Origin of the sequence: Rhodococcus sp. NPDC057529 (assembly GCF_042802055.1) — a bacterium.
Taxonomy (GTDB): domain Bacteria; phylum Actinomycetota; class Actinomycetes; order Mycobacteriales; family Mycobacteriaceae; genus Rhodococcus_F.
This window is the reverse complement of sequence record NZ_JBHVEY010000044.1, coordinates 13,535-36,835: the sequence shown is the minus strand read 5'-3', so window position 1 is coordinate 36,835 and position 23,301 is coordinate 13,535. Positions and strand designations below refer to the sequence as shown.

At 68.1% G+C, this 23,301-nt stretch carries 28 protein-coding genes and 1 pseudogene; 12 read left to right on the top strand and 17 right to left on the bottom strand.

The genetic code is table 11. The features are described 5' to 3' along the window. The 3 genes and pseudogenes from ACFU5V_RS41595 to ACFU5V_RS41585 all read right to left on the bottom strand — a co-directional run. A pseudogene (locus ACFU5V_RS41595) lies at positions 1 to 284 on the bottom strand (acetyl-CoA C-acyltransferase); the annotation flags it as partial. Between the two features lie 32 nt (positions 285 to 316). Beyond that, the gene (locus ACFU5V_RS41590) at positions 317 to 979 is read right to left on the bottom strand and encodes a 3-oxoacid CoA-transferase subunit B (RefSeq protein ID WP_124391941.1); all 663 of its coding nucleotides are present in this window, start codon (positions 977 to 979) and stop codon (positions 317 to 319) included. After that, positions 976 to 1,743: a CoA transferase subunit A gene (locus tag ACFU5V_RS41585; RefSeq protein ID WP_378707056.1), complete on the bottom strand. Its 768-nt coding sequence runs from the start codon at positions 1,741 to 1,743 to the stop codon at positions 976 to 978. The genes ACFU5V_RS41590 and ACFU5V_RS41585 overlap by 4 nt, the downstream gene beginning before the upstream one ends. 198 nt (positions 1,744 to 1,941) lie before the next feature. On the opposite strand from ACFU5V_RS41585, the gene ACFU5V_RS41580 reads away from it, so the two are divergent. Continuing rightward, a complete protein-coding gene (locus ACFU5V_RS41580) occupies positions 1,942 to 2,724 on the top strand; it encodes an IclR family transcriptional regulator (protein WP_378707054.1) in 783 nt (260 codons plus the stop codon). Between the two features lie 16 nt (positions 2,725 to 2,740). Here the strand turns inward: ACFU5V_RS41580 and ACFU5V_RS41575 are convergent, their stop codons facing one another. The 5 genes from ACFU5V_RS41575 to ACFU5V_RS41555 all read right to left on the bottom strand — a co-directional run bounded on the left by ACFU5V_RS41575 (position 2,741) and on the right by ACFU5V_RS41555 (position 5,030). Next, positions 2,741 to 2,977 (bottom strand): hypothetical protein, encoded by a 237-nt coding sequence (locus ACFU5V_RS41575; RefSeq protein ID WP_378707052.1) that lies wholly within the window; start codon positions 2,975 to 2,977, stop codon positions 2,741 to 2,743. Beyond that, positions 2,964 to 3,203, bottom strand: a complete 240-nt coding sequence (locus ACFU5V_RS41570) for a DUF6400 family protein (RefSeq protein ID WP_378707050.1) — start codon at positions 3,201 to 3,203, stop codon at positions 2,964 to 2,966. Before ACFU5V_RS41570 ends, ACFU5V_RS41575 begins: the two co-directional genes overlap by 14 nt. A 194-nt stretch (positions 3,204 to 3,397) precedes the next feature. Next, positions 3,398 to 3,952 carry a YceI family protein gene (locus ACFU5V_RS41565; RefSeq protein ID WP_378707048.1) on the bottom strand — a complete coding sequence of 185 codons (555 nt, stop codon included), beginning with the start codon at positions 3,950 to 3,952 and terminating at the stop codon, positions 3,398 to 3,400. A gap of 117 nt (positions 3,953 to 4,069) precedes the next feature. Further along, the gene (locus ACFU5V_RS41560; protein WP_378707046.1) at positions 4,070 to 4,546 is read right to left on the bottom strand and encodes a carboxymuconolactone decarboxylase family protein; all 477 of its coding nucleotides are present in this window, start codon (positions 4,544 to 4,546) and stop codon (positions 4,070 to 4,072) included. Between the two features lie 22 nt (positions 4,547 to 4,568). After that, the gene (locus ACFU5V_RS41555) at positions 4,569 to 5,030 is read right to left on the bottom strand and encodes a MarR family winged helix-turn-helix transcriptional regulator (RefSeq protein ID WP_378430783.1); all 462 of its coding nucleotides are present in this window, start codon (positions 5,028 to 5,030) and stop codon (positions 4,569 to 4,571) included. Between the two features lie 101 nt (positions 5,031 to 5,131). Between ACFU5V_RS41555 and ACFU5V_RS41550 the strand changes: the two genes are divergently transcribed. The 7 genes from ACFU5V_RS41550 (at position 5,132) to ACFU5V_RS41520 (ending at position 10,711) form a co-directional block, all read left to right on the top strand. Beyond that, complete coding sequence (locus ACFU5V_RS41550) at positions 5,132 to 5,641, top strand: VOC family protein (protein WP_378430784.1); 510 nt, start codon at positions 5,132 to 5,134, stop codon at positions 5,639 to 5,641. A gap of 36 nt (positions 5,642 to 5,677) precedes the next feature. Continuing rightward, positions 5,678 to 6,454, top strand: coding sequence for a pirin family protein (locus ACFU5V_RS41545; RefSeq protein ID WP_378430785.1), 777 nt, complete (start codon positions 5,678 to 5,680; stop codon positions 6,452 to 6,454). 141 nt (positions 6,455 to 6,595) lie between these two features. After that, entirely contained in the window at positions 6,596 to 7,537 is a 942-nt protein-coding gene (locus ACFU5V_RS41540; RefSeq protein WP_378707044.1) for an alpha/beta hydrolase fold domain-containing protein, read from the top strand. Beyond that, on the top strand, positions 7,534 to 8,604 hold the full coding sequence (locus tag ACFU5V_RS41535) for a quercetin 2,3-dioxygenase (RefSeq protein WP_378707042.1): 1,071 nt from the start codon (positions 7,534 to 7,536) through the stop codon (positions 8,602 to 8,604). Before ACFU5V_RS41540 ends, ACFU5V_RS41535 begins: the two co-directional genes overlap by 4 nt. Positions 8,605 to 8,798: 194 nt before the next feature. Continuing rightward, positions 8,799 to 9,383 carry a hypothetical protein gene (locus ACFU5V_RS41530; RefSeq protein ID WP_378430789.1) on the top strand — a complete coding sequence of 195 codons (585 nt, stop codon included), beginning with the start codon at positions 8,799 to 8,801 and terminating at the stop codon, positions 9,381 to 9,383. Between the two features lie 99 nt (positions 9,384 to 9,482). Then, entirely contained in the window at positions 9,483 to 9,683 is a 201-nt protein-coding gene (locus ACFU5V_RS41525; protein ID WP_276140449.1) for a hypothetical protein, read from the top strand. Positions 9,684 to 9,778: 95 nt separating this feature from the next. Beyond that, positions 9,779 to 10,711 carry a dioxygenase gene (locus ACFU5V_RS41520; RefSeq protein ID WP_378707040.1) on the top strand — a complete coding sequence of 311 codons (933 nt, stop codon included), beginning with the start codon at positions 9,779 to 9,781 and terminating at the stop codon, positions 10,709 to 10,711. Between the two features lie 10 nt (positions 10,712 to 10,721). Here the strand turns inward: ACFU5V_RS41520 and ACFU5V_RS41515 are convergent, their stop codons facing one another. The 3 genes from ACFU5V_RS41515 to ACFU5V_RS41505 all read right to left on the bottom strand — a co-directional run bounded on the left by ACFU5V_RS41515 (position 10,722) and on the right by ACFU5V_RS41505 (position 12,731). Further along, positions 10,722 to 11,264, bottom strand: a complete 543-nt coding sequence (locus ACFU5V_RS41515; RefSeq protein ID WP_378707038.1) for a hypothetical protein — start codon at positions 11,262 to 11,264, stop codon at positions 10,722 to 10,724. Between the two features lie 177 nt (positions 11,265 to 11,441). Beyond that, positions 11,442 to 11,744, bottom strand: a complete 303-nt coding sequence (locus ACFU5V_RS41510; RefSeq protein ID WP_378707036.1) for a hypothetical protein — start codon at positions 11,742 to 11,744, stop codon at positions 11,442 to 11,444. Between the two features lie 84 nt (positions 11,745 to 11,828). Beyond that, entirely contained in the window at positions 11,829 to 12,731 is a 903-nt protein-coding gene (locus ACFU5V_RS41505) for a LysR family transcriptional regulator (protein WP_378707034.1), read from the bottom strand. A 74-nt stretch (positions 12,732 to 12,805) separates the two neighbouring features. Between ACFU5V_RS41505 and ACFU5V_RS41500 the strand changes: the two genes are divergently transcribed. Further along, complete coding sequence (locus ACFU5V_RS41500; RefSeq protein WP_378707032.1) at positions 12,806 to 13,894, top strand: DMT family transporter; 1,089 nt, start codon at positions 12,806 to 12,808, stop codon at positions 13,892 to 13,894. Here the strand turns inward: ACFU5V_RS41500 and ACFU5V_RS41495 are convergent. The 3 genes from ACFU5V_RS41495 to ACFU5V_RS41485 form a co-directional block, all read right to left on the bottom strand. Further along, complete coding sequence (locus ACFU5V_RS41495; RefSeq protein ID WP_378707030.1) at positions 13,782 to 14,837, bottom strand: diguanylate cyclase domain-containing protein; 1,056 nt, start codon at positions 14,835 to 14,837, stop codon at positions 13,782 to 13,784. The two genes, ACFU5V_RS41500 and ACFU5V_RS41495, sit on opposite strands and share 113 nt — an antisense overlap. Before the next feature lie 71 nt (positions 14,838 to 14,908). After that, positions 14,909 to 15,805: a carbon-nitrogen hydrolase family protein gene (locus tag ACFU5V_RS41490; protein WP_378430802.1), complete on the bottom strand. Its 897-nt coding sequence runs from the start codon at positions 15,803 to 15,805 to the stop codon at positions 14,909 to 14,911. Between the two features lie 3 nt (positions 15,806 to 15,808). Then, complete coding sequence (locus ACFU5V_RS41485) at positions 15,809 to 17,314, bottom strand: APC family permease (RefSeq protein WP_378707027.1); 1,506 nt, start codon at positions 17,312 to 17,314, stop codon at positions 15,809 to 15,811. A gap of 127 nt (positions 17,315 to 17,441) precedes the next feature. Between ACFU5V_RS41485 and ACFU5V_RS41480 the strand changes: the two genes are divergently transcribed. Continuing rightward, a complete protein-coding gene (locus ACFU5V_RS41480; RefSeq protein WP_378707026.1) occupies positions 17,442 to 18,035 on the top strand; it encodes a TetR/AcrR family transcriptional regulator in 594 nt (197 codons plus the stop codon). Between the two features lie 59 nt (positions 18,036 to 18,094). On the opposite strand, the gene ACFU5V_RS41475 is transcribed toward ACFU5V_RS41480, so the two are convergent. After that, on the bottom strand, positions 18,095 to 18,484 hold the full coding sequence (locus ACFU5V_RS41475) for a hypothetical protein (protein WP_378707024.1): 390 nt from the start codon (positions 18,482 to 18,484) through the stop codon (positions 18,095 to 18,097). 276 nt (positions 18,485 to 18,760) lie between these two features. Next, entirely contained in the window at positions 18,761 to 19,738 is a 978-nt protein-coding gene (locus ACFU5V_RS41470) for an Lrp/AsnC family transcriptional regulator (RefSeq protein WP_378430810.1), read from the bottom strand. Positions 19,739 to 19,849: 111 nt separating this feature from the next. Between ACFU5V_RS41470 and ACFU5V_RS41465 the strand changes: the two genes are divergently transcribed. Then, positions 19,850 to 21,280 (top strand): amidase, encoded by a 1,431-nt coding sequence (locus ACFU5V_RS41465; RefSeq protein WP_378430812.1) that lies wholly within the window; start codon positions 19,850 to 19,852, stop codon positions 21,278 to 21,280. After that, on the top strand, positions 21,277 to 22,731 hold the full coding sequence (locus tag ACFU5V_RS41460; protein WP_378707022.1) for a short-chain fatty acid transporter: 1,455 nt from the start codon (positions 21,277 to 21,279) through the stop codon (positions 22,729 to 22,731). The genes ACFU5V_RS41465 and ACFU5V_RS41460 overlap by 4 nt, the downstream gene beginning before the upstream one ends. 6 nt (positions 22,732 to 22,737) lie before the next feature. Here the strand turns inward: ACFU5V_RS41460 and ACFU5V_RS41455 are convergent, their stop codons facing one another. Next, the gene (locus tag ACFU5V_RS41455; RefSeq protein WP_124395286.1) at positions 22,738 to 23,193 is read right to left on the bottom strand and encodes a hypothetical protein; all 456 of its coding nucleotides are present in this window, start codon (positions 23,191 to 23,193) and stop codon (positions 22,738 to 22,740) included. Between the last annotated feature and the right edge of the window lie 108 nt (positions 23,194 to 23,301).

The following is a 23,301-nucleotide window of genomic DNA, read 5'->3' as shown; positions in this document are numbered from 1 at the left end:
AGACCGGACAGGCACACCTTGTTGACGGTCACGGCGGGCACCGACATCGGGATGCCCGCGGCGACCGCGGCCTGCCGGGCCGGGATCTGACCGGCCCCGGCAGTGAGGACCTGCCCCATGATCACGTACTCCACCAGTTCCGGTGCCACGCCGGCCTTGTCGAGGGCGCCCGTGATGGCGATGCCGCCGAGATCGGATCCGGAGAGGGTGGCGAGCGAACCCGTCAGCCTGCCGACGGGGGTCCGGGCCCCGGCGACGATGACGGACCTGGTGCGTGCAGTCATGGAAGTGTCCTTGGTGTCGTGTCGAATGTGGTTCAGACGAGCGCGGATTCGCGGATCTCGAGCGGGGTTCCGGTGGCGGCGACGACGTCGTCGACGGTGACACCGGGGGCGACCTCACGCAGGGCGAGGGTGCCGTCGCCGACCACGTCGATGACGGCGAGGTTGGTGATGATGCGGTTGACGACGCCCTGGCCGGTCAGCGGCAGGGTGCAGGTGTCGATGATCTTCGGGTTGCCGTCGCGGTCGGTGTGTTCCATGAGGACGATGACGCGGCTCGCCCCGTGCACGAGGTCCATCGCGCCGCCCATGCCCTTGACCATCTTGCCGGGGACCATCCAGTTGGCGAGGTCGCCGGTGCGGGAAACCTGCATACCACCGAGGACGGCGGTGTCGATGTGGCCGCCGCGGATCATGCCGAACGACAGCGCCGAATCGAAGAACGCGGCGCCGGCGTTGACGGTGACCGTCTCCTTGCCCGCGTTGATCAGGTCGGCGTCGACGTTCTCGTCGGTGGGGTACGGGCCGGTGCCGAGGATCCCGTTCTCCGAATGCAGGGTGACGGTGACGTCGGTGCCGAGGTATCCGGGGATGAGCGTCGGCAGTCCGATGCCGAGGTTGACGTATTCGCCGTCGACCATCTCCGCGGCCGCGCGGGCGGCCATCTGGTCACGTGTCCATCCGTTGGTGCCGGTCATCGAGTGGCTCCTTCCGTGCTGCTGACTGTCCGCTTCTCGATCCGCTTGTTCTGGGGGCCGGTCTCGACGATGCGCTGAACGAAGACACCGGGCAGGTGCACCTGGGCGGGATCGATGGTGCCCGCGGGGACGAGTTCCTCGACCTGCGCGATGGTCACCTTCCCGGCCATGGCCGCGAGGGGGTTGAAGTTCAGGGCCGTCTTGTCGAATACCAGGTTGCCGGCGGTGTCGCCGCGCAGCGCGTGGACCAGGGCGAAGTCGGCGGTGATGCCGAGTTCGAGGACGTAGCGCTTGTCGCCGAACTGCCGGGTCTCCTTGGCGGGCGACGCGAGCGCGACGGAACCGTCGGCGGCGTAGCGCCACGGCAGGCCGCCGTCGGCGACCGGGCTGCCGACACCGGCGGGGGTGAAGAACGCGGGGATCCCGGCACCGCCGGCCCGGAGGCGTTCGGCCAGAGTGCCCTGCGGGGTGAGTTCCACCTCGAGCTCGCCGGAAAGGTACTGGCGGGCGAATTCCTTGTTCTCACCGACGTAGGACGCGGTGACACGGCGAATCTGGCGGGCGCTCAGCAGGATCCCGAGCCCGTGGTCGTCCACGCCGCAGTTGTTGGAGAAGACCTCGAGATTCCCGACACCCGAGTCGGCGAGCGCGCGGATCAGCGCGTCGGGGATTCCGCACAGGCCGAATCCGCCCACGGCGATCGTCGCGCCGTCGGACACGTCCGCGACAGCTTCTTCCGGGGTGTCGAACACTCTCGATCCCATGTGCATCCTTTCTTCTGGCCGCCGAACCCGGCGATACCGCCTTCCCGCGACATTTCGTCCATCCAGTGGACGACTCCTGCGGCGGGCTTTGCTCCACTAAAAGGGGTCTCTTCATGCATTTCAAGGAGTCCGGGCATGTTGCTCACGGTCTGGACGTCGGGGGCGAGAGCGTTCACTGAGTGGACGTATACTCCGGTCATGAACGAGGCGCAGCGGCCCCAGGTCATCCACCGGGTGGGATCGCTCCTGCGGGCCGTCGCGGCACTCGAATCGTCGGGAGCCTCGACGTCCGCGCTGGCGCGGGAGACGGGCCTCGCCCGCCCCACCGCGCATCGACTCCTCGTCTCGCTGGCCGAGGAGGGGCTGGTCGACCGCGACCTGAAGTCGGGCAAATGGTCGCTCGGACCCGAGCTGTACCTGCTCGGCTCGCTCGCCGCCAGCCGGTACGACATCACGGACCGCTCCCGCGACGTCCTCCGCGATCTCGCCCGCGAGACCGGCGAAAGCGCGTTCCTGTCCGCTCGCCGCGGCGACGAAACGGTCTGCATTGCGAGCGAGGAGGGCAGCTTCCCGCTGCGCTCGCACGTGCTGCACATCGGAATCCGGTTTCCGCTCGGGGTCGCGACGGCGGGGATGGTCATCCTGTCGCACCTGCCGGACCGCGAGATCGACGACTACCTGGCGCGCGCGGACGTCACCGGCGAATGGGGGCCGCAGCACAGCCGGGAGAAGATCGCCGAGCGCATCGCGGAGACCCGTCTCAACGGCTACACCGTCAACCCCGGACTGCTCGTCGAGGGCAGTTGGGGGATGGGCGCCGCCGTCTTCGACACCCAGGGATCACCGGCCTGGGCGCTGAGTATCACCGGGGTGGAGAGCCGGTTCCGTGAGGAACGACGCCGCGAACTGGGAGAATTCCTCCTCCGCGAGGCGCACCGGCTCACCCAGCTACTCGCCGACCGGCCGCGGAGCCGCGGCTGACCACGGATCGGAGCGCCTACGCGGCCTTCCGGCGGCGCCGTGGCCGCCCGTGGCGGGTGTCGATGCTCCACACCTGCGTGCAGTCGGGGCACTGCAGGTGCACGGTGGTTCCCTGATTGCTCAGCAGATACTGCCAGTGCCGGTGGCAGTTGCGGCCGGACCCGCAGTCGCCGCAGGACGAGCCGTGGTCGCAGCCCGGGCAGGGTAACCAGGCGCGACGGGAGAAGTCCGCGGTGGGATCAATCGGCAACACGGCCCACCGTCCGATCCGGGAGCACACCCGCCTGCACCAGTTCGTGGTAGATGCGCTGCTGCTCGGAGTCCAGCCCGGAATACAGCATGTCGTACGCCCGCTCTTCTTCCGCCAGCACGGCGACGGGATCCCAGTCTTCGCCGATCGCGTCGAGGACGGCGCTGCGCCGACGCGCTTCGTCCAGCGTGAGGTCGAGAGCGAACGAGAGTTCGGAGTCGTTACCCATGTGGTCACCTTCGTTTCGCAGTCGCCGACGTCGAACGGGCTCCGACATCGAAGGGGCCAGGGTCACTCGAGGCGACCCAAGATCACAATGACCTGGATCACGTCGATCGAAAGTGTTGCGTCGTGTTCACGACGACCGCGCCCCGCCGTCCGGGTGGACGACGGGGCGCGGCTGGTGCCGGTGATGCGGGTGGGTCAGGCCTGCAGGCCGGCCTCGATCTCGAGGGTGATGGTGATCTTGTCGCCGACGACGGCGCCGCCGCCTTCGAGGGGCATGTCGATGGTGATGCCGAAGTCCTTGCGGTTGAGGACGGTGGTGGCTTCGAAACCGGCGACCGGTCCGTTGCCCATGCCGGGGTTGACGCCGTTGAACTCGAGGGCGAGCTCGACCTGCCGGGTGACGCCGCGGAGGGTGAAGTCGCCCTCGACCACGTAGTCGCCGCCCTTGGCGCGGACGGCGGTGGAGGTGAACGTGGCGGTGGGGAACTGCTCGGCGTCGAAGAAGTCGGCGGACTTGATGTGGGCGTCGCGATCGGTGTTCTTGGTGTCGATGGACGCGACCTGGATCTCGGCGGTGACGGCCGTGGTGCCGTCCTCGGCGACGGTGATCGCGCCGGCGAAGTCGTTGAAGGTGCCGCGGACCTTGCTGACCATGAGGTGGCGGACGGAGAAGCCGACGGTGGAGTGGACGGTGTCGATGGTCCAGGTTCCGGCGGTGAGGTTGGGGAGGGTGGCGGTGGCGGTGGTCATGAAAACTCCTTGACGGTGAAGGGCACTCGAATCGAGGTAATTGAATCTGCAACTACTAATGTAGAGAGAAGTCGTTTCGATGTCAACTAAAATCTGCGGAGGGCGGGTGAGCTGCGGTTACTGCTTCGGCCGGACCTGATGGCGGCTGACGATCGAGATCCGGTTGAACGCGTTCATCGTCACGGCGATCCAGCTCACCGTGGAGATCTCCTGCTCGGACAGGAACCGCCGCGCGTAGGCGTAGTCGGCGTCCTGGCTGTGCGCGTCCGGGAGGGTGGTGATGGATTCGGCCAGGGTGAGGGCCGCGACCTCGCGTTCGGAGAACAGCGCCGTCTCCCGCCAGGCGGGCAGAACCGCGAGGCGCTGCTGGGACTCGCCCGCCGCGAGCGCCGCGGCGACGTGCACGTCCAGGCAGTACGCGCAGCGGTTGATCTGGGAGACGCGCACGTTGAGCAACTCGACGAACCGCCGCTCCATCCCGGCCTCGGTGGTCGCGTGACGGATGGCCTTGGCGACGCCGATCTGCGCCTGATAGACGGCCGGACTCTGCTTGTCGATGTGGACGTAGTCGTTCTCCGTGGACGTGCTGCTCATGACCGGCCTCTCGGTGGGTGACTCAGGGGTGTTCCAGCAGGTGGGCGCGCATTTCGCTGAAGTCGTGCCCGAGGATGGCGACGTCCCGGGGGCTGAGCAGGTCGAACATGTCCCGCCGCACCTCCGCCACGTGTCCGGGGCTGGCGGCGGCGAGCTTCTCGGCGCCGGCATCGGTCAGCTCGGCCAGCATTCCCCGCTTGTCGTCCTTGCATTCCAGCCTGCGCACCCAGCCCGCCTCGACCAGCCGGTTGATCGCCCGGGTGACGCCACTGCGCGTCGTGGTGACCGCGTCGGCGAGTTCGCGCATCCGCAGTTGTCGCTGCGGCGCCTCCGACAGCACGACGAGAAGTTCGAAGTCCGTGAACGAGATGCCGGCGTCGCGGGTGAGCTGCCGATCGAGCGCCTGGAGGAGCAGCCGGGTGGCGTCCAGGTAGGCGCGCCACGTGTTCTGTTCCTCGGCGCTGAGCCATCTGGTCGGTTTCACGGGTCCAGCATATCTCAAGTAGTTGACAGCGCAACTACTTGGTGTACGGTGGTGATAGTTGAAAGCGCAATCATCGGCGTTTCGCGAAGAGAGGGTCGGCAATGAGCACCACAGAAGAGCAGCAGCGCTCCCAGAGGTTCGCCGCGCAACGCGACCGGATCCGCGCCGAGCATCTGAAGCCCGTGTCGTCGCGACCCGCATCCTCGGCCCGCGGACTCCACCACACCGCGCTGATCAGCAGTGACGTCGAGCGCACCGTCCGGTTCTATCAGGATCTCCTCGAGTTCCCGCTGACCGAACTGATCGAGAATCGCGACTACCCCGGGTCCTCGCACTTCTTCTTCGACATCGGCAACGGCAACCTGCTCGCGTTCTTCGACTTCCCGGGCCTCGACATCGGGCCCTACCAGGAAGTGCTCGGCGGACTCCACCACATCGCGATCAGCGTCGAACCCGGCCGGTGGGACCACCTGCGCACGAAACTGGTCGACGCCGGCGTCGAACTCGTCGAACACAGCGAGGTGTCGCTGTACTTCCGCGACCCCGACGGTGCCCGCCTCGAACTCATCGCCGACCCGCTCGGCGAAATGTACGGCTCACACGTTCTGTGAAAACCCTGCTCTGAGAACGCTGGAAAGGATTCACTCATGACTGCCGCCATCACCTCACCCCGCCTCGACGTCCGCCGCGCCGACGACCGCTTCAAGACCAACGTGGGCTGGCTCGATTCCAAGCATTCCTTCTCGTTCAGCAACCACTACGACCCGGCCAACACCCACCACGGCGTGCTCATGGTCAACAACGACGACATCGTCGTCCCCGGCCAGGGTTTCGACACCCACCCGCACCAGGACATGGAGATCGTCACCTGGGTGCTCCAGGGTTCGCTGGTGCACCAGGATTCGATGGGACACTCCGGCGTCATCTACCCCGGACTCGCCCAGCGCATGAGCGCGGGAACCGGAATCCTGCACTCGGAGAAGAACGACTCGTGGCGACTGCAGGGAGACGCCGACGAGCACCGCGATCCGGTCCACTTCATCCAGATGTGGGTCGTCCCCGACGAAGCCGGAATCACACCCGGTTATGAGCAACTCGAAATCGACCACGAATTGCTCACCGGCGGACTGGTTCCCGTCGCGTCCGGCATGCCGGGTCACGCCGACCACTCGGCGATCCGCATCAAGAACAAGTACGCCGCAATGCATGTCGCACGGCTGCAGCCCGGCCAGGCACCCGTCACCCTGCCCGACGCCCCGTTCCTCCACGTCTTCGTCGCACGCGGCGAAGCCTCGCTGGAAGGGGTCGGCCTCCTCGCCGAGGGCGACGCCGTCCGGATCGGCGGTGGCGGCGGACAGCAGATGACCACCGACACCGGCGCCGAGATCATCGTGTGGGAAATGCACGCGCAGATCGCCGGGTAACGCCTGGCGCGGAATCGGCTTCTTCCGTTGGGGTTGCGGGAGCTGCTACAGTGCCGGGCAGGCAGTGACCTACGGAAGGGCCTTACAACCGCGCGAGCGGCGACCCAGGCCCGGGTCCTGCATCCGAAGGAGTTCGATCCCTTGGACACGGCTTCGACCGTCGTCCGCCGATCCACCGTCGAGTACGCCCCCGATCTGCTACTCGATCTCGTCCGTCCCGCCGAGGCAGAGCATCCGTTGCCTGCGATCGTGTGGGTGCACGGAGGTGGTTGGCGGCTTCAAGACCGCACCGCATGCCCAGATCTGTTGCGACACTTCGCGGGACGCGGCTATGTCATGGTCAGTATCGACTACCGCCTCGCGCCCGGGACCTGCCATCCCGGCCAGCTCTTCGATGTCCGGCGGGCGGTGCGCTGGCTGCGCGCCAACGCCGCAGACCACGGCATCGACCCCGACCGGATCGGTGTGTGGGGATCGTCGGCCGGTGGGCATCTTGCCGCGCTGGCCGGAGTGCACTCGGGCGCAACACGATTGCCCGGGGAAGGACCCACGACCGTCGACAGTGCGGTGCAGGCCGTCGTCGACGGTTACGGGCCCGCCGACCTGCCCGGTCTCGTCGACCTCTCCGCGCGGCGGACACCGGGGGAGGACCAGTCCCCGGAGGCGTCGCTGCTCGGCGGCGCGATCCGGGATCGACTGGACGCGGCGCGATCCGCCAGCCCCGCACTGCAGGTGACGCCCGGAGCGCCGCCGTTCCTGATCATGCACGGACTCGGTGACAATCTGGTGCCGTCCGCGCAGAGCGTGGCGCTGTACGACGCGCTCGTCGCTCACGGCAACGACGCCGTCCTCTACCTGATCGAAGGTTTCGGGCACGGGTTCTTCAACCCGGGCCACGTCCTCGAACTCGGCCCCGGCCAGACCCTCGACCAAGGCCGTCTCGAACGAGATCCGCACGCGCCGGCCTCGACCCGCGCGGTGAGCGACTTCGGGCGCGCCTTCACCGAAAGGTATCCCACTGCCTCGTTCGCGGCGGTCGAGGCGTTCTTCTCGCACACTCTGAAGTCAGGACCACACGCATGACCCTCTTCGACATCTCCGCCCTCGACGACGTTCACAGCGCCGCTCCACTACTCGACACCCTCCCCGGGCGGTGCGTGCCGTACGCCATGGCAGCCGGTGAAGGCGAGCGCCACGAACTCGGCGGGCAACTGATCACCGTCATCGCCCGCCCGGAAGACACCGGAGGGCAATTCGGCGCCGCGTATGTCTACGGCGGCAAGGGAACCGAGACCCCGTTCCTCTCCCACGATCGCGAGCACCGCTTCCTGTACGTCACCGACGGACGGCTGCAGGTGTGGTTGCCGGGCGAATCGCACCTGCTCGTGCCCGGCGACGCGGTCACCGTCCCGGCCGGGACGGCGTACGCGTACCGGATGCTCGCGCACCGGACGCGGTTCCTGAGCTGGCTCACCGCCGGCGACGCGCACCGGTGGTCGCAGGCGACCGGCCATGCCACCCAGTCGCACGTCTTCGACGCCGAGACGGCGCCGATGTCGGACGCGCGGCAATCCGAACTCGCGGACCGGTTCGGCATCCGATTCCACGATCTCGAGAAGAAGGACCTGCCCGCGGTGACGGGCACGGTGCTCCCGGCCGGCGAGTCGCCCTACGTGCTGCAGGCCGGCGAAGGCGACCGCTGGGCGAGCCTCGACCAGTTGAACACCTACCTCGCCCGGCCCCGGAACACCGGCGGAACGTACTTCGCGATGCACACGACGGGTGGCAAGAGCGCGTACATTCCGCGGCACTTCCACCGCGAGCACACCGAGAACTTCGTCTGCATCGAGGGACGCATTCTCCTGCACGCCAACGGCCGGGAGATCATGCTGACCAAGGGTGACTTCCTGCATGCTCCGGCCGGAACCATCCACAGTTTCGCGTTCGACAGCCACAACACCCAGATGCTCGGCCTGCTGACCACCGGAGTGTTCGAGAAATTCTTCGAATACATGAACGTCCCGACGGACGCGCACGTCCACACCGAGGGCGGCGACATGCAGTTTCCGGCCGAGGGGTTCGCGCGGGCGCGCGCCGAGCTGGACCTCGAGGTCGTCGGGCCGCCGCCCGCCCGAGGCGACGGCAGGTGAGTGTCGCCCGTACACCGTGCGGCGGGACTTCGACAGCGAATTCGGGGCCGAATCCTGCCCGCGCGGGCTGTGCACGCCTCTGACCTCGGAGTGTGAGACTCGTCAAGTTTGCCCTTTTCGGTTTCCTTGTTGCCTTGTCAGTGGCGACACTGGTGAAGCAGGCAATTTACGTGGACGAAACAATGAGGTGAATCGTGTTGGGGCGCTCGAAGGCAACCGTGGTGTACTCGGTGTCGGGTCGACCGTCCAACCCGTTCGCACGACCGGTCGACCGCTATGCGGCCACCCTGAGATCCGTCATCGCCGCGCTCGCGGGTATCGCGATCGTGCTCGCCGCCGTGATGGGCACGTGGCAATGGCACCAGGAGAGTGCGCGGGCCGCGGAGCAGCGCGCCACCACCACCCTCGTCAAGGCCGTCACCAGCACCGACGCCCCCATCACCATGTCGCCCCGCGGCTCGGTCCGCACCACTCCGATGGTCGAGGCGACGTGGTCCTGGACCGCCGAGTCGCGCACTCAGAGCATCGAGGTCCCCTCGGGGACGCCGGCGGGCACCGAGAAGACCATCGCCGTCGACGCGGACGGCAACTGGGCAGGCCCGAGGGTCACCACCTCCGACGTCGTCAGCGGCGCGGTCGCGGCCGTTCTCCTCACCCTCGCGGCCGGCGCGCTGCTCCTCGGCATGGTGTGGGCGATGTGCGCCCGCGCCGTCGAACGCCGCCGCCAGCAGTACTGGGACGAGAGCATCCGCCGGCTGTTCGCCACCTACAGTCGCTGATCCTTCCCTCGAAGGTCACCACCTGATTGCGCCGTCCCCACGGCTGTTTCGGTGCACTCGCTCCGGGCTATTCAGGTGATGCCGAGGAAAGGTGGAGCCATGTCCGACAGGGATGCTTCCATATTCGAGAGCGAGCGCGAGCTCGACGAGGATTCCGTCCGGAACGCTCAGCGAACCGTCGCCCACCACTCGATCGACGCCGACGACTGCCGGATGCTGCTCGCTGCGCTCGGCATCCCCCTCGTCCGCGATACCGGCAACGAGACGCTCTCCGGCTCGGCCGGCGCCGAAGCGTTGTGACCCGCTCACAGTGACTTCACAGCGAACCTCCAGGGTGCCCGCACCGGGGACCGTTTGTATGGGACTCAACCCCGGAACAGCCCTTGGAGGTCCCCATGTCGAACCGCCCGCGTCACCACCACGCCGATGAAGTGCACGAGCACGATCGCGGTCTCAGCCATGACCTGAAGTCGATGTTGTCGCGTCGCCGCGCCCTGTTCGTGTTCGGCGCCGCGGGGGCGACCGCGCTCGCCGCCTGCTCCACGGCAGGATCCACGGAGACGTCGTCCTCGTCCTCGACCGACACGGCGGCGACCACGGCGAGCGACGGCACGTGCGTGGCGGCGGCGCCGCAGGAAACGGCCGGACCGTATCCCGGTGACGGGTCCAACGGCCCGAACGTCCTGGTCGAGTCGGGGATCGTGCGTCAGGACATCCGCGCCAGCTTCGGCGCGTACTCCGGGACGGCGGAGGGTGTCGCGACGACCATCGAACTCGACCTGCAGGACCTGACGAAGGACTGCGCCGCGGGTGCCGGAATGGCCGTCTACCTGTGGCACTGCGACCGGGACGGCGAGTACTCGCTGTACGGCAAGGGCATCACCGAGCAGAACTACCTGCGCGGCGTCCAGGTGGCGGACTCCGCAGGCAAGGTGTCGTTCACGTCGATCTTCCCGGCCTGCTACTCCGGGCGCTGGCCGCACATCCACTTCGAGGTGTTCGACACGCTCGAATCGGCGGTGGCCGGGGAGGACGCCCGCCTGACGTCGCAGATCGCGGTGCCGCAGGACGCGTGCGCCACGGTTTTCGCGTACGACACCGGCTACGCGAACAGCGTCTCCAACCTGTCGAAGGTCTCCCTCGATTCGGACAACGTGTTCGGTGACGGCTGGGACGCCGAACTGGCCACGGTGACCGGTGAACCCGCCACCGGCATGACCATCTCGATCACGATCGGCGTCGCGGAGAAGTCGGCGAATACGCAGTCCGCGCCGGCCGGTCCGGGTGGCGGCGGCGGACAGCCGCCGGCAGGGGCGCCCGGACGGTAGCGGCGCTCCGTCAGCTGACGTGCCACCCGGGAGGTCTGTCGAGTTCGTTCCATTCGCGGGTCAACCGGGCCTGCTGGCGGCGGGACGCAACCCAGTGCACGATCAGGAACAGGACGCAGTAGCCGCCGGTCGTGGTCACCCAGATCCCGCACGCGACGCTCACCGCGGTGGCGGCGTTCTGCGAACCGGTCTCCGGTGCGGCGACGAGGTCGCCGTTCTGGTCGAGCCAGACGGTGACGGTCTGGCCGATCTTCGCGCCCGCAGCGGTGGGAACGTCGGCGGTGTGCATCTGCCCGTTCGCCGACCACTGCACCTTCGCGTGGGATTGGTACTGGGGTGACGCGGCCAGGGCCCCCTCGCCGGCGCTCCCGGCGCGGGAATCCTCCATGAGCGTCGCGGGGGTCGAGTGCTGGGTGGCGAGTTCGGCCTGGGTCTGTTGATCCAGCCGCGAGTACGTCTCGGTTCCGACGGCCGCGGCCAGTGGAATCATCAGGAGCACGAACACCACCCCGATGAGAACCATCGCGGATCGCAGGCGGTCGCATCCCCGCATGAGGGGGTTGCGGCTCCATGGACCCAGACGCCACAGGCGTATCGGCGCTGCACACGTTTGGCTCATCGCGCACCTCCGGTGGTTGCCCACCACCATTGTGCAACCGAAACGCCTGCGCGTGTAGGGCCTTCTGTCAGGTCGTGATGCCGGGCCCGCGTCGGGGGACCGCCGGTCGAGTCAGACCTTCTGCACGAGGTCCGGCCACGGTGGACGGCGGAGCACGGCGAGGGTGGCGATGACGGCGGCCGCCAGCCCGATGAATTCGCCGAGCAGCGCTACCCGGGTTCCGTCGACGGCGGGCTCCCACGACACGGTGCCGTCGTGGACGACGAAGATCCCGACCGGCGCGGGGCCCCGGATGCCGCGAAATCTGGTCACGGTGAGGACGGTGGTTCCGTCGGTCGTCTCGTAGGGCTCGCCGTAGATCCGCGCGGCCGCGGCGTTCGCCTGCGTCTGGCTCACCACGTCCCGAAGTTTCACGCGACCCCTCTCGCCGTTCGGCCGAAGACCGATCTCATGATGGCACCCCGGCCCGCCCCCGACGCGGCATTCCGGGATCGCGCGTCAGGAACCGATGCCGGCGAAGGCCTCGGTCAGCGCTTCGATGCCCGCGCGGACCGTGGGCCGGTCGTTGTCGGCGCGGCGGAGCGCGTAGATCTCCCGCTCGAGTGTGGGACGCACCGGGACGATCGCGACGTTGTCCGGCACCCAGACGCGGGCCAGGCGCGGTACGAGCGCGGCGGCGAGTCCGTGTGCGACGAATTCGAGTTGCGCCGCGAATTCGGGTGCTTCGTATCGGATGTCCGGTTCGATGCCGCGGTGGCGCAGCGTCTGCACCAGCCAGGTGTGGAACACCGCCCCCTTCTTCCACGTCGTCCACGGCATGTCCGCGATCTCGTCGAGGTCGACGTGGTCGCGGGAGACGAGGGGATGGTCCCGGGACAGCGCGACGTCGGCGGAGTCTCGGTGCACCAGGGTGTGCACCGCGTCCTCGGGCAGATGCAGGGGCATCGTGACCCAGCTGTCGACGACGGCGAGGTCGAGTTCGCGGCGCACGACCGCTGGTATGAGTTCCTCGGTCTCGCCGGCGGAGTAGCTGACCGTGAGTTGCGGGTGCCGGCTGCGCAGCGTGGCCACCGCGGTCGGCACGACGACCCTGCCTGCGGAGGAGAACGATCCGATGCGCAGTTCTCCCACCACGTCGCGATCGAGGGAGACGACCTCGGATTCGGCCTGCGCCAGCAGTGAGATCGCTTCCTTACCCCTGCGGGCCAGGAGCCGGCCGGCGTCGGTGAGCTGAACGCCGCGGCCGGCGGGCACCAGGAGCGTGACGCCGACCTCGCGTTCGAACTTGCCGAGTTGCTGCGATACCCCGGACGGTGTGACGTGCAGGGCACGTGCTGCGGCACCGATCGAACCGTGTTCGGCGACGGCACACAGCGCGCGGAGGCGCTCCACACTCAACATGGTAGTGATGCTACTGCTTTCATGACACAACTATTCACTTGTTGTAATGGTTGGGGGCTCGGAGAATTCTCGGTGTGACTACTGCCCTCCGTGTGCGTCCCCGTGCCCTCGTCAGCCCCTCGTTCAGCATCGCGTCCGTGGATCCGCGACTGCTCGTTCTGGCGGGTGCGGTGGCAACTTCGCTGACCGGCAGTCTCATCAAATTGTCCGGGGTGGAACCGGCCACGTCGACGTTCTTCCGGTGTGCGCTGGCGTTGCCGATCCTCGGCTTCCTCGCCCTGCAGGAGTTTCGGCGGCACGGCGGCATTCCCCTCCGGGTGATCGCCGCCCAGGTGCTCGGCGGGATGATGCTCGGTGTCGACTTCGCGTTGTGGGCGCGATCGATCCAGATGATCGGGGCCGGGATCTCGACGGTCGTCGTCAACGTCCAGGTCATCGTCGTGCCACTGCTGGCGTGGATCGTCTTCCGTGCGCGGGTGCCGCTCCGGTTCGTGGTGGCGGTGCCGTTCCTGTTCGCGGGAGTGGCTCTCGCCGGCGGAATCCTCGGCGGCAGCGGCGAGGGCGACCAGTTGTTCCTCGGAACCCTGCTGTCGCTGGCCGCGGGCGTGGCCTACGGGATCTACATCTTCGTCACCGGCCGGGCGGGATCCGCGCACCGGGCGTCGTCGCAGGTGTTCGTGTCGACGATCGCCGCGGGCGTCGTCGGGACCGCGGTGGGATCGCTCTGGGGAACGGTGGACCTCACGCCGGGATGGCCCGCTCTGGGTTGGTTGGCGGCGCTGTCGCTGAGCAGCCAGGTGCTCGGCTGGGTCCTCATCGGTTTCGCCCTGCCGAGGCTCGCCGCCGAGGTGGGTGCCACGCTGCTGTTGCTCCAGCCGGTCCTGGCGATGCTGTTCTCCATCGTGATCGTGCACGAGCGTCCGAGCATCGGGCAGTTCGCCGGCTGCGCACTGGTCGTTGCGGCGGTGTGGATGGTCACCCGGGTGCGACCGGCGGGCCGTCGTTCGGTGACCGCGCGCCTCGCCGAATCACCCGCGGTACGACCCGTGGTCAGGCGTTCCACCCCGTCTGCAGTGACGGTTCGTCGGCCGGCGGCTCGGGCGGGTGGTGTCGCTGCTTCGCGGTGTACAGCTCACGGTCGGCCCGTCGATAGAGTGCGGTGAGCGGGTCGGATTCTCCGGTGCACGAGGCGACGCCGAAGCTGAACGAGGTGGGGCTCTGCCGCGCGAGTCGCGCCATCACCTCGGGCAGCTCGGCGTGGTGCTCGCCGACCATGCAGCTGACGAACTCGTCGCCGCCGACCCGGGCGAGCAGAGCGCCGCGGGGCATGTGCTCGGCGAGGTAGTTCGCCAGATCGACGAGAACCGCATCGCCCGCGGCGTGGCCGTAGTGGTCGTTGGTCGACTTGAATTGGTCGACGTCGACGAGCACCAACGTGACGGACGCCTGCTCCGCGCCCGCGCTCTCGAGCGCGTCCCGGAACGCGAGTTCGAACCCGGCGCGGTTGAGCAGGGCGGTCAGTGCGTCGGTGCTGGCCGATTCGATCAGCGTTCGGGTCAGGGATCCGAACATCTCGGCCGCACCGACCACACAGGTGACCACCACGACGAGAACTGCGGCCTTCACGGTCGCCGTGCCGACGTCGACGGGCGCCAGCGTGAAGGCGGTGGGGGCGAGAACGACCCCGACCGCCATCAACCCGGTGAGACAACCGACGAGGAGCCTCGCTTGCAGTTTCGGGTAGAACACGACGAAATACATCGCCAGGAACGTCGCCGCGATCGCGCAGACCAATTGGGCGACGGCAAGGATGAGACCCGACATCACGATCGGTGTGGCGAACAGTGCCGCCGCGGTGCTGACCTGGTAGGCCCGCCGTCCCGGTCTGCGCCCGCCCCGGTGCAGCACCACGAGTGCGATCACTCCGAGAAGGATGCCTGCCGAGCGCGCGGCGACGGTCTCCGGCCGGATCGGCAACCCGACCATCGGAGGCAGCACGAACCCGGCCAGGTGCAGCGCCGTCGTGATCCACAGGTAGCGGCGCAGGATGCGCGGCCGATAGTCCTGAAGGACCGTGTCGACGGACGAAGCAGCGAGGGGCCTCACTCTGGCAATTATCCAGCACCGGTCCCGGGAAAGGCGGGTCCTTCGGTCACCGCCCCTCCCCGGGAAACGTGTCAGCGGGTCGTGGCCGCCGGAATCGGCGCGGCGTCGTCGTGCCACGGCGGTGTCCGGATTCCGGCGCCCTCGTACATCGGGAGTCGGATATCGCTGCCGTACCGGGCGATCTGATTCCAGGGTCGGTTGAGACCGAACGTGCCGTAGGTGCGGACCCGGGTCACGGCGTCGAGGTCGAGGGTGTCGACGAGGATCTCCTCGCCCGAGCCTGCCTGCTGGCGGATGATGCCCTCGGGGTCGACCACCACGCTCGCACCGACGCCGGCCGGGTCGGCGCCGTTGACGTTGACGACGTAGACCTGGTTGGTCCAGGCGTTGGCGCGCGAACAGACGAGTTCCATCTCGCGGTCGCGGGTGGTGGTGAGGGTGGGTTGGATGATCACTTCGGCGCCGAGCCACGCGAGTTGGCGTGCGGTCTCGGGGAAGGAGCCGTCGTAGCAGATCGCCAGCCCGATCCGGCCGGTGCCGGGGATGTCGAAGACGACGAATTCGCTGCCGGGTGCGGTGTGCTCGTAGGGCTGCCAGGGGAAGACCTTGCGGTAGCGGGCCACGACCTCACCGAGCGGCGACACGGCGACGGCGGTGTTGTAGATCCTGTTGTCGGCGCGTTCGTAGAGGCTTCCCGGCACCAGCCACAGGCCGGTCTCCTCGGCGAGCGCGCAGATCCGGTCGAGGTGGGGGCCGTCGAGCGGCAGGGCCACCCGGTCCATCCAGTCGGAGCGGGACTCGAGGAGGGGCGCCTCGGCGGCCAGCAGGAGTTCGGGGACCACGACGAGTTCGACGTGCGGGAAGGTGTCGCGCACGGCGCGGATCTGGTCGGCGAACCGCTGCCAGGTGGCGTCCACGTCGAACGGGATCGGGGCGGTCTGGATGGCGGCGATGGTCAGTGTGCGCATGGTTCAGTCCTCGGTGACGGTCAGTCGGGTGACGGCGGTGCGGCCGTCTCGGAAGAAGCGGCGGAAGCGGGTGCGGACGAGCACCATCGCGACGGCGCCGACGGCGATCGAACCGACACCGAGCAGGAACACCCCGCCGATGCCGTGGAACGAGGTCGCCCCGTAGTCGGGGGCGAGCATGTCGTGGGCGCTGCGCGCGAAGGCGGCGAGCATGATCGCCGCGCCCAGTGCGGGCAGGATGCCTCGGAGGAACAGGTCGCGCGGGGAGTCGGTCAGGCGGTGCCGGAAGTACCAGACGCAGGCGAGGCCGGTGACGCCGTAGTAGAACGCGATGAGCAGGCCGATCGACAGGATGGCGTCGCCGAGGAAGTCGCCCGAGACGAGTGTGAGGGCGGTGAGCAGGACCGCGGCGGCGGCTCCGAAGAACACGGTGCCGAACGCGGGGGTGCGGTGGGTGGGGTGAATGCGGGTGAAGGCGCGGGGCAGTGCGCCGTGCGCGCCCATGGACAGGGTGGCGCGTGAGCTCCCGATGATGCAGGTGAGCAGCGCCGAGATCGCAGACACGCAGATGGCGAGTTCGACCACCTTCGACAGGGCGGTGCCGAGAACCGCTGGCCCGAGCGTGGCGAGGACGTCGCCGGCGTTGTCCGGATTGCCCAGGCCCAGACCCTCGGTGCCGATGCCGGCGAAGCTGATCGCGGCGAATCCGGTGAAGAGGTACGTTCCGAGCAGGACGAGCGTGGAGATCACCGCGGCCTGGCCCGGGATGCGGTCGCTGTCGCGGGTTTCCTCGTTGACGGTGATCAGCGCGTCCCACCCCCAGTAGATGAACAGGCACAGCAGTACCGCCTCGGCGAAGGGACCGAAGCCGCCGAATGCGAGGGGGTTGAGCCAGGACAGGCTCGGTGCGGACGCACCGTCACGCGCGAACGCGGCGGCGCCGAAGCCGAACAGCGCGACCACTTGCAGTCCCAGCAGTACGTACTGCACCGACGCGGCGAGTTGCAGACCGCGGTAGGCGATGGTGGTGACGGCGGCGACGATCAGGATCGCGGTGACGATCACCGCGACATCGTCGGTCGCCAGCGAGTCCAGGCCGAGCACGGTCAGGAGGTACCCGGCTCCGACCCGGGCGAGTGCCGTCATCGCGATGAGCGTGGCGATCTGTACCACCCAGCCGCCCGACAACCATCCCGCGTGCGGGCCGAACGCGCGGGTGGTCCAGACGAACGTGGTGCCGCAGTCCGGCATTTCCCGGTTCAGTTCGCGAAAAGCGAACGCGGTCAGAAGGATCGGCACGAAGCCGAGAAGCAGGGCGGCGGGTGCGAGGTTGCCGACGACCATCGTCACGAAACCGAGGGTGACGGCGATGCTGTACGCCGGCGCGACCGACGACAGGCCGAGCGCGACGGCGGCGAGCAGGCCGACGGAACCGCCCTGCAGGCCCTTTCCGGTGGGTGCCTGCGGTGGGTCGAGGCTTGTCTCGGCGTCGGTGGGATTGGTCGGCACGGTGACTCCTGAGCTCGAACGGATTCTTTAAATAGAAATTTAAGAACAGTGTGATCTACCTGTCAACAGCTGGGCAGGTATCGTCTAAATTTCTGTATAAGAATTCGGCGAGAGTGGGGCGAAGGCAGTGGCGCGGAAGAAGGACCAGGGAGCACGCCGGGCGGAACTGGGCGAGGCCGTCCAGCGGGCGGTGCTCGCGCGCGGACTGGAGGGGGTGCGTCTGCGCGACATCGCGGAGCAGGCCGGGGTCACGCCCGCGGCGGTGCTCTACTACGGCGACCTCGATGCGCTGATCTACGAGACGTACCAGCGGGCCATCGAGCGTTTCAGCCAGGAGCGCGAGCGCGTCGCCGAACAGTTTCCCGACGCGCGTGACCGCCTCCGCGCCTGCATCGACCACGGCGTCGCGAGCGGGCCGGACGACGAACTGGTCCGGCTGCTGTTCGAGTGCTGGCCGCGATCGCTGCGCGACGCCAAGGCTGCGGCCCTGGACAGTTCCTTGACCGAGCGCCAAATTGCCGTCTACTACGGCATTCTCGTCATCGGGCAGACGCAGGGCCACTTCGTGCTCACCGACCCGCCGCGCATGCTCGCCGCCAATTTCGTCGCGATGGAGGACGGCTACCAGATGGAGGTGCTGGCCGGGCGGCGCAGCCGCGCCGAAGTGATCGCCAGCCTGCACTCCTACGCGCGCGTGGCGACGGGCCACGATCTGGGCTAGGTGGAGTAGGGGGCTGGGGGGACGGTCCGCGGCCGGCCGGTGACGAACGCCGGTCGGGGTTACTGCGTGAGGTCGAGCATGCCCGGTGCGGTGGGGTGCGGGTCGCCGGATCCGGCATCGAGGTCGTCGGCGACCCCGGCGATCGGCATCGCGGCGAGGGCCTGGTCGAACGCGTCGGCGAGCCACTCCCCGGTCACTTCCACCAATTGCACGTCGTCGGCGTCGGGATTCCGCTGGAAGAACCGCACGACCCACGGGTTCTGTGCGTCCGGATCGGAACTGAGATCCCCCGGCGCGTTGGTGGCGAGCAAATGGATGCTGCGCTCGAAATCGACCCGGACGGCGTATCCGGCGCCGGTGTTGACCACGGTCGCCGGGCGATGTGCGGCCAGGGCCAGTGTCGTCAGTGCGTCGGCGTAACGGGTGGTGTGCTCCACGGTGAGTGGCATGAGCGAGCACCTTTCGACTGTTGTGACCGTCGCGCCGCCCGCGGTCTTCGTTATGCAGGCACCCCGCAGATCAATGGGCCGGACGAACAGACTTCCGGCAGATCACGAGAAAATCGATGGAAGGGGCGTCCTCGCGCACTGTGCGCGATCGCTACGCCAGAACGGAGTACGGACACGTCGGACGTCCCGCGAACTCGGTAGCTGTGTACTCAACTTCGACCAACCGTACGGTGCGAGGCCCGGATGTGCGACACGGGGTCGCCCGCGGGTGGTCTTCTACCCGAGATCGCTCGCGAGGACGCGGCTCTGTTTGAGGGTTTCCAGGATCAGCGAGCTCTCCAACCGGTCGACGTGCTCGAGCCACTCCGCTTCGAGCATCAATTCGCGCAGGGCTTCCTTCGACGGCAGCCGGAAGTCCGCGACGATCTGGTGATCGCCCATGATGATCGCCGCGTACCGGAGGAACGGCTGACCGGCGAGCGCCTCGGCGACCGCCGACACCCGCGACGGTTTGGTCCGGATCCACAGCAGCGCGGCGACGGGCAGGCCGATCAGCGCCGGGTCGAACACCGCGCGAAACGTGAGCAGCCCGGACTGCCGCATCTTGTCGAGGCGTCGTTTGACGGTCTGTTCGGAGATGCCCACGAGCCGGGACAGTTCCTCGAAACTCGCCCGGCCGTTCTCGACGACCAACCGCACCAGTGCCTTGTCCTCTCGGTCGAGGACGACCGGGTCGGTGAATTGCGGCCAGCGGGTTTTCGGGATCCGGCGGATCTGGGCGGTCTGTGTTTCGGTCAGGATTCCCGGTTCCCAGTCGTGAAGCGTACGTATGTATTCGAGCACCGGCGAGATGTCCATCTGCAGAAAACCCGACGGCGTCGCCATTTCCTGCAGGAAGAGACGGGACTGCCGGCGGCGCGGAGCCCAGATGTCGGCATAGCAGTGCTGCGGTCCCGACAGGACGTAGACCGTCACGCTCTCCGGTCGGTGCGCGAGCGCGACGGCCGCCGTCAACGTGCTGTCCGGCCGGCACCGCCCGTGGACGATGAACGGATCGGAGTCGGCGGTGCGGTGCGGGTCCGCCATCCCGCGAACCTCCACCATCCCCGTCTCCAGCAGTCGCGAACCCCGGCGTGCCACCGTGCGCTCGGCCTCGCCGAGGGCGGCCGCGATCGTCGACCACGTCGCGCGGCCGTCGACGATCAGCGCGGCGATGATCTTGCGGTCCAGGGGATCGGCTGTGTGTTCCGGCATGATCGGCCAATCGTACGGCTGAATCCTCCATATTGCTGGATTTCATTGCTTGAATCCGACGCCGGAGTGACGCTTGGGGCCGAAACTGACGTTCGTCGATGAGGAGCCCCGATGTCCGATCTGATCCAGAAGCCCGCACGCGAGGTCGTCCGGTTGCTACGCGAAGGAACCGAGACGCCGACGAGCGTTCTCGAGGCCCTCCGCAGGCACGTTGCCGACGCAGACCGGCAGGTCAACGCCCTCCCGATCCAGTTCTTCGATGCCGCCGCCGAACGCGCGGCGCGGTTGGAGGCCGAAGTTCCCGATCCGGCCGGGCGCGGCCTGCTCGCCGGACTACCGGTCGCGGTGAAGGACTACAACGACGTGGCGGGGCAGCGCACGACGCACGGCTCGCCCCTGTTCGCCGACCACGTCGCCACCCGGTCCGACGCGATGGTGAGCGTCCTCGAGAACAACGGCGGCATCCCGTACGCCAAGTCCAACGTGCCCGAGTTCGCCGGCGGTCACACGTACAACACGCTGTTCGGGCCCAGCCGTAACCCGTGGAACCTCGACCGTTCGGTGGGCGGTTCCTCCGGTGGTTCGGCGGCCGCGCTCGCGTCCGGCAGCGCCTGGCTGGCGACCGGCAACGACCTGGGCGGCAGCCTCCGCACCCCGTCCGGATACAACGCGACCGTCGGTCTGCGCCCGACTCCCGGGCGGATCCCGCGCCGCAGGCCCGCCATCCCGTTCGACCCGCTGTGGGTGGAGGGGCCGATGGCACGCGATGTCGGTGACGTCGCCCTGATGCTGGACGCGATGGTCGGGCACGACCTGCACGACCCGTTGACGACACCGGAACAGCCGCGGTCGTTCCTGGAACGCCTGACGACGTTCGACCCGCCCGCCCGCGTCGGATTCAGCCCGGACCTCGGGTGCCTCCCGGTGGAGCCGGCGATGCGCCGCGTCTGCGGTGACGCGATGAAACATTTCGACGCACTGGGTGCCGACATCGTGACGGACTGCCCGGACTTCACCGGCGCCTACGACGCCTTCCAGGCGTTGCGCAGCCATCTGGTGGCGGCCGTGCACGGCGGGCTTCTCGCCGAGCATCGCGGCGCGATCAAGCCCGACATCGTCTGGAACATCGAGCGTGGACTCACCCAGTCCACGGAGACGCTGCTGTCGGCGGAACGCGTTCGCGGACAACTGTTCCACGAGATCGCGGACTACTTCGAGACCCACGATCTGCTGGTGATCCCGTCGGCACCGCTCGATCCCTTCCCCGTGGAGTGGACGTATCCCGAACGCATCGACGGCGTGGAATCGCGGACGTACATCGACTGGATCGCGATCACGTTCTGCGTGAGTCTCACCGGATGCCCGGTCGTTGCGCTCCCGTGCGGATTCTCCGACGCCGGACTGCCGGTGGGACTGCAGCTGGTCGGTGCGCCGGGGCAGGAGGCCCGGCTGCTCGCGCACGCGCAGATGTTCGAGTCCTCGGTGGGCATCGCGGCAAGCCTTCCGATCGTGCCACGTCGGCCGAAGGTGGCGACATCATGAGCAGCACAGTCGAATCCGAGATTCGCGACGAGGAACAGCAGGACGCCCGGGAGGGTTTCCTGGCCCGGGTCGCGCTGCGGTTCGCGTCGGTCATCGAGCGGTGGTTCCCGGACGCGTTCATCTTCGCGCTGCTCGCGGTGGCGTTGGTGGCCGGGGCCGCGCTGGCCATCGGGGCGTCGCCGGCGACGGTGGCGACGAACTTCTCGACCGGTTTCTGGGATCTGATCCCGTTCACGATGCAGATGGCGATGGTCGTGGTCACCGGCTACATCGTGGCGTCGTCGCCACCTGCCGAACGTCTCATCACGCGGCTCGCGGCGATACCGCGCACTGCCCGCGGCGGCGTCACGTTCATCGCGGTAATCAGCCTCGTGACGTCGATGGTGAACTGGGGTTTCGGACTGGTCTTCGCCGGTCTGCTGGCGCGGGCGATGGCGCGCCGCACCGCACTCGGCCTCGACTACCGGGCAGCGGGCGCGGCCGCCTATCTGGGAATCGGCGGAATCTGGGCGCTCGGGCTGAGCTCCTCGGCGGCGCAGCTGCAGGCGAATCCGAAGAGCCTCACCCCGGAGCTGCTCGCGATCACGGGTGTCATCCCGTTCCGGGACACGATCTTCCTGTGGCAGTCGCTGTTCCTCGCGGCGGTGATCTTCGTGGTCAGCATCGTGATCGCGTATCTGTCCGCGCCGCACAAGGCGAACTCGGTGACCGCTGAGGATCTGGGGGTGGACGTCCACGACGTGTCGCCGCCGCTGCCGAAGCGGGAGCGTCCCGGCGACTGGCTCGAGTACAGCCCGGTGCTTCCGCTGATCGTCGGTGCGCTCGTATTCGGCTGGCTGCTCCGGGAATTCGCGTCGAACGATCCGATTCTCGTGATCTCCAACCTGAGCACGTACAACCTGCTGTTCCTGACGTTGGGCATGCTGCTGCACTGGCGTCCGCGGCGCTTCCTGCTCGCGGTGAAGAACGCGGTGCCCGCGTGCGCGAGCATCCTGGTGCAGTTCCCGTTCTACGCCGGGATCGCGGCCATCATGACCCGGGCGCAGGACGCCGACGGCAACACGGTGGCGCACTACATTTCCGAGGGCTTCGTCAACATCGCCTCGCACGGCACGTTCGGATTGGTCATCGGTATCTACTCGGCGGTGCTCGGATTGTTCATTCCGTCCGGTGGCGGCAAATGGATCATCGAGGCCCCGTACGTCATGCAGGCGTCCAACGACCTTCAGGCGCATCTCGGGTGGACGGTCCAGATCTACAACGCCGCGGAGGCACTGCCCAATCTCGTCAATCCGTTCTGGATGCTGCCGCTCCTCGGCATCCTGGGCCTGCGCGCCCGGCACCTCGTCGGGTTCACCGCGGTGCAGCTCGTCTTCCACCTGCCCATCGTGCTCGGACTGTTGTGGTTCCTCGGCAACACGCTCACCTACCACCCGCCCGTGCAACCCTGACCGGCGCTACAGGTTGTGGTCGCGTTCGAGGAGGGCGTCGAGCCACAGCAATGCTTCGACGAGGGCCTGCACCCGTGCGAGTTCGGTGTCGGCGGGCACGGGCGGCGGGGGATCGGATCCCGCCCCGTGCCTGCCCTGTAGGTGACTCACGACGGCGCTGAACAGCCATTCGGCGGGCGCGGGCAGCTCGTCGTCCAGCTCGGGTGCGTCGTGCACGACGGGGACGACGCTGATGAAGCTGTCGACGGCGTCGGTGACACTGGCGGTCGGGTCCGCGACGAGGTCGGCGATGGTGGCGACCATCCACGTCACGACCGCGGTGAACGCCGCGCCGTCGCCCCCGGTGCCGCAGGTGATCCGCGAGATCTCCCGGGCGAGCGCGTGGAAGTCGCGGTCGCCGACCAAGGTCAGGAGGCGACCGCCCAGTTGTGCGCCGTCCGCGCGATCGGGCCCGTCGATCATGGCTGTCCCACGGCAGGTATTCGGCGCCGTCCCGGTTGTGGATGGGGCGGGGCGGACGGCCCGTGGCTCGACCACTGATTTCACCAATGTCCGGCGCGGAATTCGACA